The sequence below is a fragment of the Mucilaginibacter sp. Mucisp86 genome, assembly GCF_047324315.1.
Lineage (GTDB): Bacteria > Bacteroidota > Bacteroidia > Sphingobacteriales > Sphingobacteriaceae > Mucilaginibacter.
This window is the reverse complement of sequence record NZ_CP168503.1, coordinates 4021712-4036666: the sequence shown is the minus strand read 5'-3', so window position 1 is coordinate 4036666 and position 14955 is coordinate 4021712. Positions and strand designations below refer to the sequence as shown.

The window sequence follows — 14955 nt, the reverse complement described above, 5'->3', positions numbered from 1 at the left end:
TGTGAGTTTTTATTGCACAAAATTGCCCCATCAATGTTAAGTTTACATTAACATCAGATTATTATATTAACAACTGCTTAATAATTTCTTTTTTGCTTAACATAATAGCCTTCGATTAAAAACACAAAAAACTGAACATCAGAAAGATACAAAAACACCCAATAGCATAATGTTAATTTTTTCCTCAATTACTGATTGCGCATAAATTACACAACTATGTACATTAAAGCTAAAAATCCGACGCTATTAGCTACCAATGCAACCGATGATAATTAGCTTTTTAACAAATGCTTAATATATTGATAGACAAGATCAACTTTTGATTCTCAGCTTATTAAGCAATTGATTTAACAGGTATGCAGGTGCAATAACTAATGACCTGATATTGAGCCCATTTTTTTCATATAGTGGTTCGCGGCTGTTACCTATTAGCAAGGCGGATAACGAAGGAATAAATACAGAAATGCATAATGACCACATGGCAGGCCCCCCGGCTTGTTGCCAGGCCACGAGCTCCATTATACCATAACTAAAACCCAATAAAATAAATAAGATAAAGTAAGATATAATTGGCGAGAGCTTTAAATAAAAATAGATAGCGATGGCTATCACGAAGGATGCCCAGTTAAAATATCCATTATAAACACCAAGGAAAGCTAAATGCGGAAACGGGATTGACCAGATCAGTCCAAATATGCTAAATGCTAAAGTTGGGATACATATATAATGTATAACCTGGTTAACCTTTTCCTGGTGGGCTTCTTCATACTCCCTGAAATAACGGTCAGCAGGGCGTTCATCGGTACTTGCGGTAGTTTTAACTGCTGCTTTCTGTTTATTATTTGATGTTTTTGCGGTCACGCTGTAAAAATAAAAAACCCTTTCAGTTTTTATGCCGAAAGGGTTTTGTTTAATTTTATAATGATTACTTGGCAAAGGCTACCGAACGGGTTTCCCTGATAACGGTAACTTTAATTTGGCCAGGATAGGTCATTTCTGTCTGAATCCTGTTTGAGATATCAGCAGCCAATACTTCCGATTGTGCGTCGCTGATCTTTTCGCTTTCAACAACAACACGCAGTTCACGGCCGGCCTGTATCGCAAAGGTTTTCTCCACACCCGGATATGACAATGCCAGTTCCTCCAGTTCTTTTAAACGTTTGATGTAGCTTTCAACAACCTCACGGCGGGCACCCGGACGGGCACCTGATATAGCATCACAAGCCTGAATTATCGGCGACAGCATTGAAGTCATCTCAATTTCATCGTGGTGGGCGCCTATAGCATTGCAAACTTCAGGGTGCTCTTTATATTTTTCGGCCAGCTGCATACCCAAAATAGCGTGCGGCAGTTCCGGGTTATCATCAGGCACTTTGCCAATATCGTGCAGTAAGCCGGCACGTTTAGCCATTTTAACATTTAAACCAAGTTCGGCAGCCATGGTAGCGCAGAAGTTTGCAACCTCGCGCGAGTGCTGTAACAGATTTTGCCCGTATGATGAACGGTAACGCATACGACCCACCATACGGATCAGCTCAGGGTGTAATCCATGAATACCAAGGTCAATTACCGTGCGCTCGCCTATTTCAACAATCTCTTCCTCGATCTGCTTTTTAGTTTTAGCAACAACCTCCTCGATACGGGCCGGGTGGATACGACCGTCGGTAACTAAACGGTGCATAGCCAAACGGGCTATTTCGCGCCTTACCGGGTCAAAGCCCGAAAGAATAATAGCCTCAGGGGTATCATCAACAATGATCTCGATACCGGTGGCAGCTTCCAAAGCACGGATGTTACGGCCTTCACGACCGATGATACGGCCTTTGATCTCATCGTTTTCGATATTGAAGATCGATACCGTGTTTTCAATAGCACTTTCAGTAGCGGTACGCTGAATAGTTTGGATAACTATTTTCTTAGCCTCTTTAGTAGCCGTAAGTTTAGCCTCGTCAACAATATCCTTGATCTGGATCATCGCTTTTGTACGGGCTTCTTCGCGCAGGGTATCCACCAGCTGATTTTTAGCATCATCAGCAGATAAACCGGCAATGGTTTCCAATTGTTGAATGTGCTGATTTTTAAGATGTTCAACCTCGTCTTGCTTTTTAACAACTATCTCGGTTTGTTTTTCAAGATTTTTACGTGTGTTGTCAAGCTCGTTTTCCTTACGGTTAACATTTTCCAGGCGCTGATTTAATGATTGCTCTTTTTGCTTAACACTGTTTTCGCGTTGGTTTACCGCATTATTTTTATTATTAACTTCCTGTTCGTGTTCAGCTTTCATTTGTAGAAACTTCTCTTTAGCTTCAAGCAGCTTGTTTTTCTTCAGGATCTCGGCATTGTTTTCAGCATCTTTTAAAATCTTTTTCACTTTATTCTGAGCTGAGGCTTCCTGGTCTTTAAACAATTTGCGGAGCAGGAAGCGGCCTATCAAAACGCCAATTATGGCGCCTACAAGCAGGCCGATGATAACGTATAGTAATATGTCCATTTTAGGTTTGGTGGTGTTATGTATATGTAAATAAAAAAACCGCAACTAAATTTAAGTATCATGTATTTAAAACTTCATTTCGGATATTGGGGACCATGGGTTGGTTAACGTTAATCGCAACTAACGCATGCCTCTTGATCCGCTTAATATTGAAGCGTTAAGTTTTTAATAGTGAAACCTAAAATTTAACTGCGGTTAAATCTTAATGTGCTCTGTATGTATATTATATAAAGAACGATTATTACTTCGAAAAAAACTCTGTCAACAAATGATCTAAATGATAAACCTTTTCGGTTACCTCAGTATCTTCTACGGTAACTTTCTTTTCAGCCTTCAATGATGATGTTGCGTAATGCAGCACACACATTGAAAGTAAATCCTGCTTATCCCTAACCGCATAATTTTCCTGATATTCTTTTATCCGGTCGTTGATCAGCTTAGCCGCCCTGCGTATTATTTCTTCTTCCTCCATGTTCACCTTTAAGGGGTAAACGCGGTCAGCAATATTTATTTTTATTGAGATTTCTCCCATTTGAGCTTTTCACTTTTTGTACTATTTTTTCAATAATACAATACACTTATCTATTTCCTGCACAAAGTCGTTAATTTTTTGCTTAATGTCAACACTTTTTTCATTTGTTTCAGAAAAAGACTTGGCAACTTTAACAACTTTTAATTTTTCTTCCAGTTCTTTTGTCTTGGCCTTACTGGCATTAAGGGCTACTGTAAGCGCCTCACTCTCCAGTTTTAAAAGGTCATTTTCCTCCTGCAAAGCAGCGCACAGTTCAATCAGGCGCTCGGTTTTATCTACAATTTTATTTAACTGCTCTGCTAAAGAAGGCATTTTTTCAATTACTGAATTATTGATTTATTGAATTACTGAATTCTAATTTCTAAATCCGAAATCGAAATTCCGAAATCCGAAATTATTTACGAATCTCCGCTCCGGCTTCTTTTCCTAAATTATAAATTAATTTCTGCATAATAGAATCAATCGCCTTATCCGTTAATGTTTTTTCGATGTCCTGGATGATAAAACTTAAAGCATATGATTTTTTACCTGCAGGTAATTTATCGCCCTGGTAAACGTCAAACACATCAACCTCCTTCAGCAATTTACGCTCGGTGCGCAGTGCAATTTGTTTTAGCTGGCCAAATGACACGCTTTGATCTATCAGCATAGACAGGTCGCGCCTTACAGCGGGAAATTTGGAAACTTCCTGGTAAACAATCTTGTTTTTACGAATAGCGGCCAATACAAGGTCGAAATTGAAATCGGCGTAAAATACCTCTTTATCAACATCTGCCTTTTTCAATGAAGCAGCTGCAACCGAGCCAAATTTCACCAATTGCTTGCCGTTTAACATGTATTGAATGCCAAACGACATTTTTTTGCAGGTTGCATCCTCAACGGTGAAGTTACTGATGTTAAGGCGTTGTAAAATGCCATCAACTACAGCCTTGATATTGTAGAATGATACCGGCTTCGATTTCTGGTTCCATTGCTCACCGGCATTAGCCCCTGTAATGAAAATGCTGAAACGTTGCGTTTCGATGTATTTATCATCCTTAACGCTGTACACCTTACCAAACTCATAAAATTTCAGATCCGAGCTACGGCGGTTCTGATTATAAGCGATAGCTTCCAAACCAGAGTATAGCAATGTTTGGCGCATTACATCCAAATCACTGCTTAAAGGATTCAGGATCTTAACGGCCGTATCCAGGTTATCAGAATAAGCGGATTTGGTAAGCGAGTTAGCCAGGATCTCGTTAAAGCCATTCGCGCTCAATAAATCAGATAACTGGTTTTGAACGGTATCTTTCTCCGGGCGGGTGGAGTTATTTAACGACGCCCTGATCTGTGTAGGGATCTCGATGTTGTTATAACCATAAATCCTCAGGATCTCTTCAACCACATCCACATCGCGGGTAACATCCACACGATATGGCGGCACTTGTAACGATAATGAATCCGCAGTTTCATTCACTATCTTAATATCAAGCGCCGTGATGATGCCTTTGATCTCATCATTGCCAATCTTTTTACCAATCAGTTTATCAATAGTGTTATAGGTGATCTCTACAGCAAACGGTGCAACCGGAGCAGGGTAGTGATCAGAAATTTCTGACGATACCTCACCGCCTGCCACCTGCTGAATTAATAATGCAGCACGTTTCAACGCAAAAACTGTCATATCCGGATCTGTACCACGCTCAAACCTGAATGAAGCATCGGTTTTTAAACCATGCCTTTTTGAAGTTTTACGAACTGATACCGGGTTGAAATAAGCACTCTCCAGGAAAATATTCTTGGTTGATTCCTTAACGCCCGATTTTGCGCCGCCAAAAACACCTGCTATACACATAGGCTCTTCGGCATTACCAATCATCAGGTCATCGGCAGATAATTTTCTGTCAACCTCATCAAGTGTTTTGAACACTGTGCCTTCAGCATAGTTTTTCACCAATACCTCGTTCCCGGTTATTTCATCCGCATCAAAAGCATGTAAGGGCTGACCAAGCTCATGCAACACATAGTTGGTAACGTCTACAATGTTATTGATAGCACGGATGCCGATAACAGCTAAACGCTCCTTTAACCATTGCGGCGACTCTTTAACCTCAACACCGCTGACAGTTAAACCAGAGTAACGCGGCGATGCCTGCTCGTTCTCCACTACAACCTTAATAGTACGGTTGGTATTATCAACTTTAAATGCACTTACATCCGGCTTGTGGATACCTATCTTCAGAAAAGCGGCAATATCTCTTGCAGTACCTAAATGCGAAGCCGCATCAGCACGGTTAGGGGTTAAGCCAATCTCGTACATGTAATCGTCGTTCAGCTTGAAGTATTCTTTAGCCGGAGTACCTACAGGCGCATCCTCAGGCAATACCATAATACCGGCATGACTGGTTCCTAAACCTATTTCATCTTCGGCACAGATCATCCCGTGAGATTCTTCACCCCTGATCTTTGATTTTTTGATAGCAAAAGGCTCACCGCTGGTTGGGTAAACGGTTGAGCCAACCACAGCAACCACCACTTTTTGTCCGGCAGCTACGTTAGCAGCACCGCAAACAATTTGTAAGTCTTCCTCGCCGCCCACATCAACTTTGGTAACATGCAGGTGATCAGAATTGGCATGGTCAACACATTCCTTTACGTAACCAATCACCAGGCCTTCCAGTCCGCCGGGAACAGCCTGCACTTTCTCCAGACTTTCAACCTCCAAACCGGTGCCGGTGAGGATGATTGAAATTTCCTGGGGCGTTTTATCAGTATCAATAAATTCTTTAAGCCAGTTATAAGATATTTTCATTAGTCCGAAATGATAATCGGCAAAGATACGATTTAGGCTGAAAGGTTAAAGGCGAAAGGTAAAAGGTATTTTATTTGAAAATTAATCTAATTTGAAGATTTGAAAACAATGTATTAATTTTCAAATTGCCTCATTTTCAAATCTTCAAATCAAAATTACATCATCCCTTCATCGGCCAAACTAAAATAACCGCCATCAGTAATGATCAAATGGTCAAATACGCCAATATCCAGCATCCTGCCGGCGGCGCTTATTTTTTTGGTGAGTTGAATATCTTCGTTGCTGGGTTTCAGGTTCCCAGACGGGTGATTATGCACGAGGATCAGTCCACTGGCCTGGTATTGCAGGGCCGAGTAAAAAATGATCTTGGGATCGCACACCGTAGCTGATAAGCCACCCTTGCTGATCAGCTCCTTTCCTAACACTTTATTGGAACGCCCCAGTAATATGATCCAAAACTCTTCATGGTTCAGATCCATCAGGTGCCGGCGCATCACATTGTAGCCATCCCTGCTTGATGTGATCACCTCTATAGCTCCCGACTCAGATTCATTACGGCGGCGACCTATCTCCAACGCTGCAATAATAGATATAGCCTTGGCCTCTCCTATCCCTTTAAATTTGGATAGCTCGGTTATTGAAGCCTTGCCAAGCTTGTTCAGATCATTATCATAGTGATACAGGATACGCTTGCTCAGCTCAACCGCGGTTTCGGTACGGCTGCCCGAGCCAATCAATATCGCTATCAATTCGGCATCGGTAAGGGCACGGCGTCCCTGTCCGCTTAGCTTTTCGCGCGGGCGGTCTTCCTCGGCCCATGACTTAATACTGATCTTGCTTTCGTAGTTTTCCACGGCATTAAAGTATGAAAAAGCACCAAACAAAAAAAGGGATAGCGTTGGTACGCCATCCCCTTCGGTATATTTTAAAAGCTAAGATTAGCTTAAGCCGTTAACAAATTTAGTAAGCTTTGATTTATTGTTCGAAGCTTTGTTTTTGTGAATAACGTTCTTTTTAGCTAAACGATCAAGCATAGAAATTACTTTACCCAACAATGCAGTTGCATCAGCTTTGGTAGTAGTGTTTCTTAATTTTTTAATAGCGTTCCTGGTTGTTTTAGCCTGGTACCTGTTACGCAGACGCTTCGCAGCGTTTGCCCTAATTCTTTTTAATGATGATTTATGATTTGCCATCTCGTATAGCTTGTTATTCTTTTCTACTTATTTTAAGGACTGCAAATATAGGGTGATTAAATTTAATATGCAAGTGGTTTTTTGATTTAAATTTCAATGTAATTGAATTGATAATGTGAAGGATTACCTGCAACCTTACAACCTGCTGGGCACGCTATTTAATAACCTGTTAACTTACTATTCATAAAGTGTTCATACAACACAATGATTTTTGCGGCGTTAATTAACATAAAACTATTGCATCATGGTTACCAACAGCACCACCAGGTTTAGCAACCGGGTTGAAGATTATGTAAAATACCGTCCCGGTTATCCCGACGGGATTGTTAAGTTTTTACATGACACTTATGGTTTAACGCAAGACAAGCTTATTGCCGATATTGGCGCCGGCACAGGAATCTCAACCGAATTATTTTTAAAAAAGGGTTACCGGGTAATTGCTATTGAACCTAACCTGGAGATGCGCGAAAAAGCAATAGAACTAATTGGTTCATATAATGGTTTTATCCCCCAAAATGGTACTGCCGAAAACACAGGTATTAAAAGCAGCACAGTTAATGCAGTTATAGCGGGGCAGGCTTTTCATTGGTTTGATGCAGAGAAAACCCGTACCGAATTTAAAAGGATCCTGAAACCGAATGGCATCGTTGCCCTCATCTGGAATGAAAGAAAAACAACCTCAGCATTTGAACAGGAATACGATCAACTTATCATAAAACATGGCAATGATTATGTAAAGGTTGATCACCGCAACATCGATACCGAACATATTGCGGCTTTCTTTAACCCCGAACCAGTCCACCTCGAGGTGTTTTCTAATAAACAGGTATTCGATTTTGAAGGATTGAAAGGCCGGCTGCTTTCATCATCGTATATGCCTACGCGCGAGGATATAGGCTCCCAGCCAATGATCGATGATTTACAGGCTCTTTTTGATAAATATCAGCAGGATGGTGTGATAGTTATTAATTACGATACCAAAGTTTATTCGGGGAGATTGTAAGCTCAACATTATTTCGTATCGATGAAACAATTACATGCGGGTATTATCTAATAAGCAACAACAGCTTACTAATACTACATTCACACATGATATATTGGATCATTATCGTCATACTGCTGCCTTTTATATTTATCTTAATAAGCCATTTAAAAAGCAAATCCCAACAAAAAAAGAAACTTGCCGAAATAAAGGAACGCTGGGGCAAGCCTATAATAGCCGGCAGAAACTTCAAACCGATCAGCAGTTATTTAACAGCTTATGGCGGCGCAAGTGAAATCTCGGCAGATACCGCCACAGATCTGGATATCGACGGCGTATTTGAATACATCGACCGCACCAACTCTAAACCTGGTCAGCAATACTTATATAAGCAGTTGCATTCACCACAAATTTCAGCTGATTATTTTGAAACACTTGAACAAAGAATAAAACTTACAACAGCTAATAAGGAACTGAGAGAAAACGCGGAACTTAAACTATCCGAATTAGGAAGTAATGATGCCTATTACCTGCCTGAACTCTTCGGGAAACCACACTATTCTATATTTCCGGCTATCGGTAATTTTTATATCAGCATAGCACCTTTTTTGATCATCGGGGTAGCATTCAGCCTTTTTATAGCCCCCAATCAATTTATGTTTATGCTATTGCTAGTTTTAATGGTAGCCAATGTAGTTATTCACTACAGCAATAAAACCCAGATGCTGAATTATACGCACTCATTACCACAACTGCTGGTTTTATTCAAGGTATCAAACTGGCTTAAAAACCACAACCTGCTCAGGGATAATGAAAACATAAATCTAAGCATGGCTAACATGGGTAAACTCAAAAAGTCGTTAAATTATATTACCCTGCAAAACAAAGCAACTATTGACCCTACCGATATTTATTACCTGGTAACCGAATGGTTGAAAATGTTCCTCCTTGTTGAGCCGCTGGTGTTTATAAAATCCATCAGCAAGGTGAACAAATATCTTACTGATATAAAAGTTATTTACGAAGCGGTTGCCGAAGTAGATGTTGCCATTGCTATCCAATCGGTACGGGATGGTGCAGCTCATTATTGCATACCGCAGCTAACAACCGGCAATACCAATATCATTATTAACGATCTTTATCACCCGCTCATTGAAAACTGCGTATCAAATTCCATTTCTATCGATAACGCCCGGGGTGTTTTGGTAACCGGCTCCAATATGTCGGGTAAAACCACTTTCATAAGGGCTATCGCTATCAATACTCTGCTGTCACAAACTATTAATACCAGTTTTGCTACGATTTACCATGCCCCACCGCTTAAAATATTTACCAGCATTGATATGATGGATGATCTGGGCGACAACAAAAGCTACTTCCAGGCCGAGGCATTGGCAGTTAAAAATATAGTTACCCAGGCTATGGCCAGCAAACCCGTTAACAGCCTCGTGATCATCGACGAAATTTTCAGGGGCACAAATACCATCGAACGGATAGCCGCAGCAAAAGCAGTATTGACCTATCTTATTCAAAATCAAAGCTTCGTGTTTGTATCAACACACGATCTGGAGCTGGCCGAATTACTAGGCAGTGATTATAAAGTTTTCTCTTTTGAGGAAGTAATTGGTGACAACAGGCTGGTATTTGATTATAAAATCAAAGAAGGCCTGCTTAAAAACCGAAATGGCATCGCAGTATTAAAAGGTGTCGGATTTCCGGAGAGTATTATTGATGACGCCAATAAAGTAAGCAGCCAATTGAGGGAGAAGTATAATTTGTAATTAAAACTCCCTCTTTAAATTGCATCTTTACCTTCATGAACCGCCGTATAATTTTAAGCATAACAGGTATCTGTTTAATCATGTTATGCTCATCATGGGGGTTCTTTGCGCATTACCGCATCAACCGGTTGGCTGTTTTCACGCTGCCTAAGGCCATGGCCGGTTTCTACCAGGCCAATATCGGTTACATAACCGAACATGCCGTTAGTCCGGATAAACGCCGCTATGTCGACTCGTCCGAAGCGCCACGCCATTTCTTTGATACCGACCATTATGGCAAAAAGCCATTTGAGACCATGCCTAAAAAGTGGAAGGACGCCGTTACCAAATACTCCAAAGATACCGTCATTAAATACGGCACTGTTCCTTGGGCTATTCAATACCAATATTACAGGCTGGTGCGGGCCTTCAAGGCGCATGATACTACCGATATACTTAATGCTTCGGCATACTTAGGGCATTATATTGCCGATGCCCATGTGCCACTGCACCTCACCCAAAACTATAACGGCCAGCTCACCGGGCAAACCGGTATCCACGCCCTTTGGGAAAGCCGCCTGCCCGAATTATTTGCCGATCATTATAACTACTTCGTTGGCAAGGCCCACTATGTAGATAACCCACTTAATGAGGCGTTCCGTATCTGCAAGGCTACTTATAAACAAGTTGATACTGTTTTACGATTTGAACGTATCCTAAATAAAACCTATCCGCAGGATAAAAAATACGAGCTGGTGCAGCATGGTAAAAAACAGGTTAATGATTACTCTGCCGCTTATAGCACAGCCTATCACAGAATGTTGAAAGGGATGGTTGCGAGACAAATGCGGGCATCCATACTTTCTGTAGGGAGTTTTTGGTATTCGGCCTGGGTTGATGCCGGGCAGCCGGATCTGAATAAGCTTATCGCAAAGCCTTTAACGGATGAGCAAAAGGTTCAGCTTCAGCAAGAGGAACTGATGTATCGGTCAGGCAAAGTACTGGTAACTAACCACTAATAGCGTAAAACCCGAAACTAAAACGGGTAGTAGCAACATTGTTTCGGCATTGCTTTTCTCTCAACTTAGCGTAAACTATCCACATTAAATTATTATGCTATGAAAAAGTTAATAGTGCTGCTATTTATGCTTATTTGTAAAATAGGTCTCGCTCAAAATTGCAGCCAGTTTGTAAACAACGTTAACGGCAAAAAGCTCACTTACATAAACCAGGATGCCAAAGGCAAACAGCAAATGACAGCCGTTTATACTACCACTAAAAAAGATGCCACAACGGTTACAGTACACGCCGAAATAAACGACAAAAATGGAAAACCTATAGGTAGCGGCGATTCTGAAATGATATGCGACGGCAATACCATAAAGGTAGATATGAAATCATTTGTCCCCGCCGCAAACATGAAAGGCAATATGCAGGTAAGTGGCGAAGCTAAGTACCTCACCTACCCTACCGATATGCACGCCGGGCAAACTTTAGATGATGGCTCAGTTGCTATTGATATGGGAAGTGGCGGCGCACAAATGGCCAACCTGCAAATGGATATTAAAAACCGCAAAGTGGGGCAAGCCGAAACCATAACTACCAATGCAGGCAGCTTTGACTGTTTACAAATAAGTTATGACGCTACTACCAAAATGAAAATGATGGGCATTGGCATTCCCTTTAACTTTCACGTAACCGAGTGGTATAGTCCAAAGCTCGGCCGTTTTGTTAAATCCGAAACCTATCGAGGTGAAAAACTGATGGGAACTATGATCCTTGATGCTATCAATTAACAGCATCAAGGAATAATAATTTTATGATTAAGCCGGATTCTTGGCCGTGCGGCCTTTTACAGCAGCAAAAATTGGCGGTAATATCGATACCAGGATAATGATCACCCCTACCAGCGAAAAGTTTTTCGCTATGATATCTACCTGGCCTAATTTATAGCCTGCAAACAGGAATACAATGATCCATGAAGCGCCGCCTATGATATTGTAAAGGCTATATCTTAAAAAAGGCATCTTACCAACTCCTGCCACAAAAGGTGCTATGGTACGAATGATGGGCATAAACCTGCTAAAGATAACCGCTTTGCCACCATGTTTATCAAAAAAGGCCTGTGTTTTAAGATAGTATTCCAGTTTCAGAACCTTGTTTTCTTCTTTAAATACTTTAACGCCGAGATAATTGCCAACAAAATAATTTACTGTATTACCAATAAAAGCTGCAGCAATTAAAATGAGGCCTAATACCCAGATATCCAAACCAGAATTACCGCCTGCAATAAGGGCGCCTGCTGCAAACAGCAGTGAATCGCCGGGAAGAATAGGAAAGATAACTAAACCTGTTTCGGCAAAAATGATCAGGAACAGGATAAGGTAGGTCCACCCCTGGTAAGTGCTGGTTATTTGCACAAGGTGCTTATCAATATGCAGTACAAAGTCGATTATGCTTTTTATTACTTCCACAGGCTAAATTTTTGCCCAAAAATATAAATATTAAACAAAACGGCACTATTGAAGTGTCTTACTAAGCAGATTATTAGTAAGTACTCCTGCACCAAAAGCCAGGGAGTCGGCACTGCCAACAATGCCTTGGGTGTAAATGGTGTAAGCACGCCCGTCCTGTATAGTTATATTTTGCAGGGTTGTTTCAATTTTGGTAGGCGTTCGGGTTGTAGTGATGGTAAAGTTATAATTACCGGCAGTAAGCTCAACGTACTTAGATACCTTGTTAAAAGTTGTACCACTTACAACAAGTGTGTCATTAGCCCGCAAATCCAGCGCAGCTGTATTGGGCGAAGCATGCACAAACCTCACTTTTCCCTTTCCTATTGTTGGCAGGCTTGTACTATCGGATACTATAAATGAACTCACAAATGAGTTATCCTTTCTGAAGCCGGTTATAAACATGGTATACTTCCGGTTGGCCTTAAGTGTGGTATCAAACTGAAGCAAAATTACCGGAGCCGCAGTTGCCGTACGCAATTGCAAAGGCGGTTCAAGTGTTGAAAGGTAAAAATAACCCGAACTGTTTGGATAAGTATAAGTAGTGGTGCTATACCTGATATAATGCTGATAAAGATATACCGGTTGAATATCGGGGCTCAAATTAACTATCTGAAGCCCGGTATTAAGGCCTACAGCTGATGCATTGCCCCCCTTACCGCATGATGAAACAGCACAAACAACAAGGCCGAATATCACAGCTACAAAAAACGAAACCAGTACCTTGCTTTTATTTTTATTAGCCATTAATGTAATTATTGATTAGAGAACAGGCCTGTTGCCAAACCGGTACTTTTATTACCAAAACCGTAATAGGTGTATATCTTGCCGGCAGTTAGTGACACCGTATCCCTTACAATAGTACCCGGAAACGCCGCCGAATGCATCGCCATATTATGCTCTCCCGGCGCTACCAAATAAAAAGTTGAGGTACCTTTAAAAGCAAGATCCTTTACTTTTTCGGTATCTAAGGCAGCCGTTGTACCTTCAAAATGTACACTTATATTCCCCGCATCCGGCGAAGCATTTACAAACCTGATCTTTGCTTTTGGAGAACTGCCTGTATCGGCAACCAATACATCGGTAGTTTTAAAAACCTGATCTGTTGAATTACCGCCTATGTAAAATGAATACACCGAATCCTTACTTAAAGTTAAGGGTAGGCTAAACAACGGGTTGGGGTTATTAGGCCCATCTAACTTAACCGAATAGTTTTGTGTACCGGCTTTTATCGAAAAATAACCAAGTGTACCTCCCGGATAAAAAGTTGTTGTATTGTTTACTCTTATACCATTAAGGTAAACGTTAACATTGTTAAAAGTAGCGTTAATAACATTTAACGTTGATGTTGACGAATCTACCGCATCGGGCTTATCGTTGTTTTTTTTGCAGGACGTAAGGTAGCCTGTTATGGCTATGATGATCAATAAAGCTTTAACCTTAATATTCATATACAATTATAAGCTATAACTGCTTACTGTAATTTTTGGTATTGGGTGCTGAACAAAAAAAGTCCGGTTTTATGTTACCGGACTTAGTTTTGGATTTATAATTTAAGTTTACACTTAAGCATAGCTATTGAGCATAACCGGCATAACCAGCATCAGCACATCTTCATTCTCATCTCCGCCTTGTGGCAGCAATAAGCCGGCACGGTTTGGAGTTGACATCTCCAAAGATACTTCTTCGCAACTTAAATTCTTCAACATTTCTATTAAAAATCTTGCATTGAAGCCAATTTCCATGTCTTCGCCCTCATACTGGCAGCTTAAACGCTCGTGGGCCTCGTTAGCAAAGTCAATATCCTCTGATGAGATATTTAACTCGCTGCCGTTTATTTTAAGCCTTACCTGGTGGGTAGTTTTATTAGCGTAGATAGCCACACGGTTTAACGAACCCAGGAAAGTAAGCCTGTCGATATTTAATTTATTAGGATTATTTTGTGGTATAACCGCTTCATAATCAGGGTAACGCTCGTCAATTAAACGACATACCAGGTTAATATTGCCAAACTTAAAGAATGCGCTGGTAGTGTTATACTCAACCGAAACATTCACGTCATCGCTTGGTAATGATGATTTAAGCAGGGTTAAAGCCTTTTTAGGCAGGATGAACGATGTAGTACTTGCGGCCTTTGCATCTTTACGGCGATAACGAACCAGTTTGTGTGCATCGGTAGCAACAAAAGTAAGTGCCGATGTGCTTAGCTGGCAGTAAACACCTGTCATGGCCGGGCGAAGCTCGTCATTACTTACCGCGAAAATGGTTTTGTTAATAGCTTCGGCTAAAACTGAAGCAGGCAGGTTTACTGACGATGCGTTTTCAACAACGGGGATCTTTGGAAAATCCTCACCGTTTTCGCCGCTCAGTTTGTATTTACCATCGCCTGCATTAATTTCAATGGCGAAGGTTTTATCATCAACCGAAAAAGCAACAGGCTGCTCGGGTAATGATTTCAGGGTCTCTAACAATATACGCGACGGGATAGCAATCCTGCCGTTCTCTTTAGCCTCAACCGGTAAAGAGGTGGTCATGCTGGTTTGCAGGTCGGTAGCAGAAATGGTCAAGTTCCCATCCTTTATCTCGAACAAAAAGTTTTCCAGTATCGGCAGCACAGTACTGCTGCTTAACGCACCACTTACCGATTGCAGTTGTTTGAGTAATGTTGAGGTAGAAACAATAAATCTCAT

The 14955-nt window shown here is 41.0% G+C and carries 15 protein-coding genes; 4 read left to right on the top strand and 11 right to left on the bottom strand.

Annotated features, from left to right (window positions below; translation table 11 throughout):
* Positions 1–312: 312 nt before the first annotated feature.
* The 7 genes from ACEN9X_RS17170 to rpsT all read right to left on the bottom strand — a co-directional run bounded on the left by ACEN9X_RS17170 (position 313) and on the right by rpsT (position 7010).
* Entirely contained in the window at positions 313–861 is a 549-nt protein-coding gene (locus ACEN9X_RS17170; RefSeq protein ID WP_413666293.1) for an Mpo1-like protein, read from the bottom strand.
* Positions 862–925: 64 nt separating this feature from the next.
* Positions 926–2491, bottom strand: coding sequence for a ribonuclease Y (rny, locus tag ACEN9X_RS17165; RefSeq protein WP_413666292.1), 1566 nt, complete (start codon positions 2489–2491; stop codon positions 926–928).
* Between the two features lie 241 nt (positions 2492–2732).
* Positions 2733–3023, bottom strand: a complete 291-nt coding sequence (locus tag ACEN9X_RS17160) for a cell division protein ZapA (RefSeq protein WP_090529762.1) — start codon at positions 3021–3023, stop codon at positions 2733–2735.
* A gap of 21 nt (positions 3024–3044) precedes the next feature.
* Complete coding sequence (locus tag ACEN9X_RS17155; protein WP_091173696.1) at positions 3045–3335, bottom strand: hypothetical protein; 291 nt, start codon at positions 3333–3335, stop codon at positions 3045–3047.
* 82 nt (positions 3336–3417) lie between these two features.
* Entirely contained in the window at positions 3418–5817 is a 2400-nt protein-coding gene (gene pheT, locus ACEN9X_RS17150; RefSeq protein WP_413666291.1) for a phenylalanine--tRNA ligase subunit beta, read from the bottom strand.
* Positions 5818–5972: 155 nt separating this feature from the next.
* Positions 5973–6671, bottom strand: a complete 699-nt coding sequence (gene radC, locus ACEN9X_RS17145) for a RadC family protein (protein WP_413666290.1) — start codon at positions 6669–6671, stop codon at positions 5973–5975.
* 84 nt (positions 6672–6755) lie between these two features.
* The gene (gene rpsT, locus ACEN9X_RS17140; RefSeq protein ID WP_112572690.1) at positions 6756–7010 is read right to left on the bottom strand and encodes a 30S ribosomal protein S20; all 255 of its coding nucleotides are present in this window, start codon (positions 7008–7010) and stop codon (positions 6756–6758) included.
* Positions 7011–7254: 244 nt separating this feature from the next.
* Between rpsT and ACEN9X_RS17135 the strand changes: the two genes are divergently transcribed.
* The 4 genes from ACEN9X_RS17135 (at position 7255) to ACEN9X_RS17120 (ending at position 11548) form a co-directional block, all read left to right on the top strand.
* Positions 7255–8013 carry a class I SAM-dependent methyltransferase gene (locus ACEN9X_RS17135; RefSeq protein WP_413666289.1) on the top strand — a complete coding sequence of 253 codons (759 nt, stop codon included), beginning with the start codon at positions 7255–7257 and terminating at the stop codon, positions 8011–8013.
* A gap of 86 nt (positions 8014–8099) precedes the next feature.
* Positions 8100–9773 (top strand): MutS-related protein, encoded by a 1674-nt coding sequence (locus ACEN9X_RS17130; RefSeq protein WP_413666288.1) that lies wholly within the window; start codon positions 8100–8102, stop codon positions 9771–9773.
* A 35-nt stretch (positions 9774–9808) separates the two neighbouring features.
* Positions 9809–10771: a zinc dependent phospholipase C family protein gene (locus tag ACEN9X_RS17125; protein WP_413666287.1), complete on the top strand. Its 963-nt coding sequence runs from the start codon at positions 9809–9811 to the stop codon at positions 10769–10771.
* 99 nt (positions 10772–10870) lie between these two features.
* Positions 10871–11548, top strand: coding sequence for a hypothetical protein (locus tag ACEN9X_RS17120; RefSeq protein ID WP_413666286.1), 678 nt, complete (start codon positions 10871–10873; stop codon positions 11546–11548).
* 27 nt (positions 11549–11575) lie between these two features.
* Here ACEN9X_RS17120 and ACEN9X_RS17115 read toward each other — a convergent pair whose 3' ends face one another.
* The 4 genes from ACEN9X_RS17115 to dnaN all read right to left on the bottom strand — a co-directional run bounded on the left by ACEN9X_RS17115 (position 11576) and on the right by dnaN (position 14955).
* Positions 11576–12226, bottom strand: a complete 651-nt coding sequence (locus tag ACEN9X_RS17115) for a VTT domain-containing protein (RefSeq protein ID WP_413666285.1) — start codon at positions 12224–12226, stop codon at positions 11576–11578.
* Positions 12227–12271: 45 nt separating this feature from the next.
* Entirely contained in the window at positions 12272–13012 is a 741-nt protein-coding gene (locus ACEN9X_RS17110; RefSeq protein ID WP_413666284.1) for a DUF4397 domain-containing protein, read from the bottom strand.
* An 8-nt stretch (positions 13013–13020) separates the two neighbouring features.
* On the bottom strand, positions 13021–13716 hold the full coding sequence (locus ACEN9X_RS17105) for a DUF4397 domain-containing protein (protein ID WP_413666283.1): 696 nt from the start codon (positions 13714–13716) through the stop codon (positions 13021–13023).
* A 114-nt stretch (positions 13717–13830) separates the two neighbouring features.
* Positions 13831–14955, bottom strand: a complete 1125-nt coding sequence (gene dnaN, locus ACEN9X_RS17100) for a DNA polymerase III subunit beta (protein ID WP_091213461.1) — start codon at positions 14953–14955, stop codon at positions 13831–13833.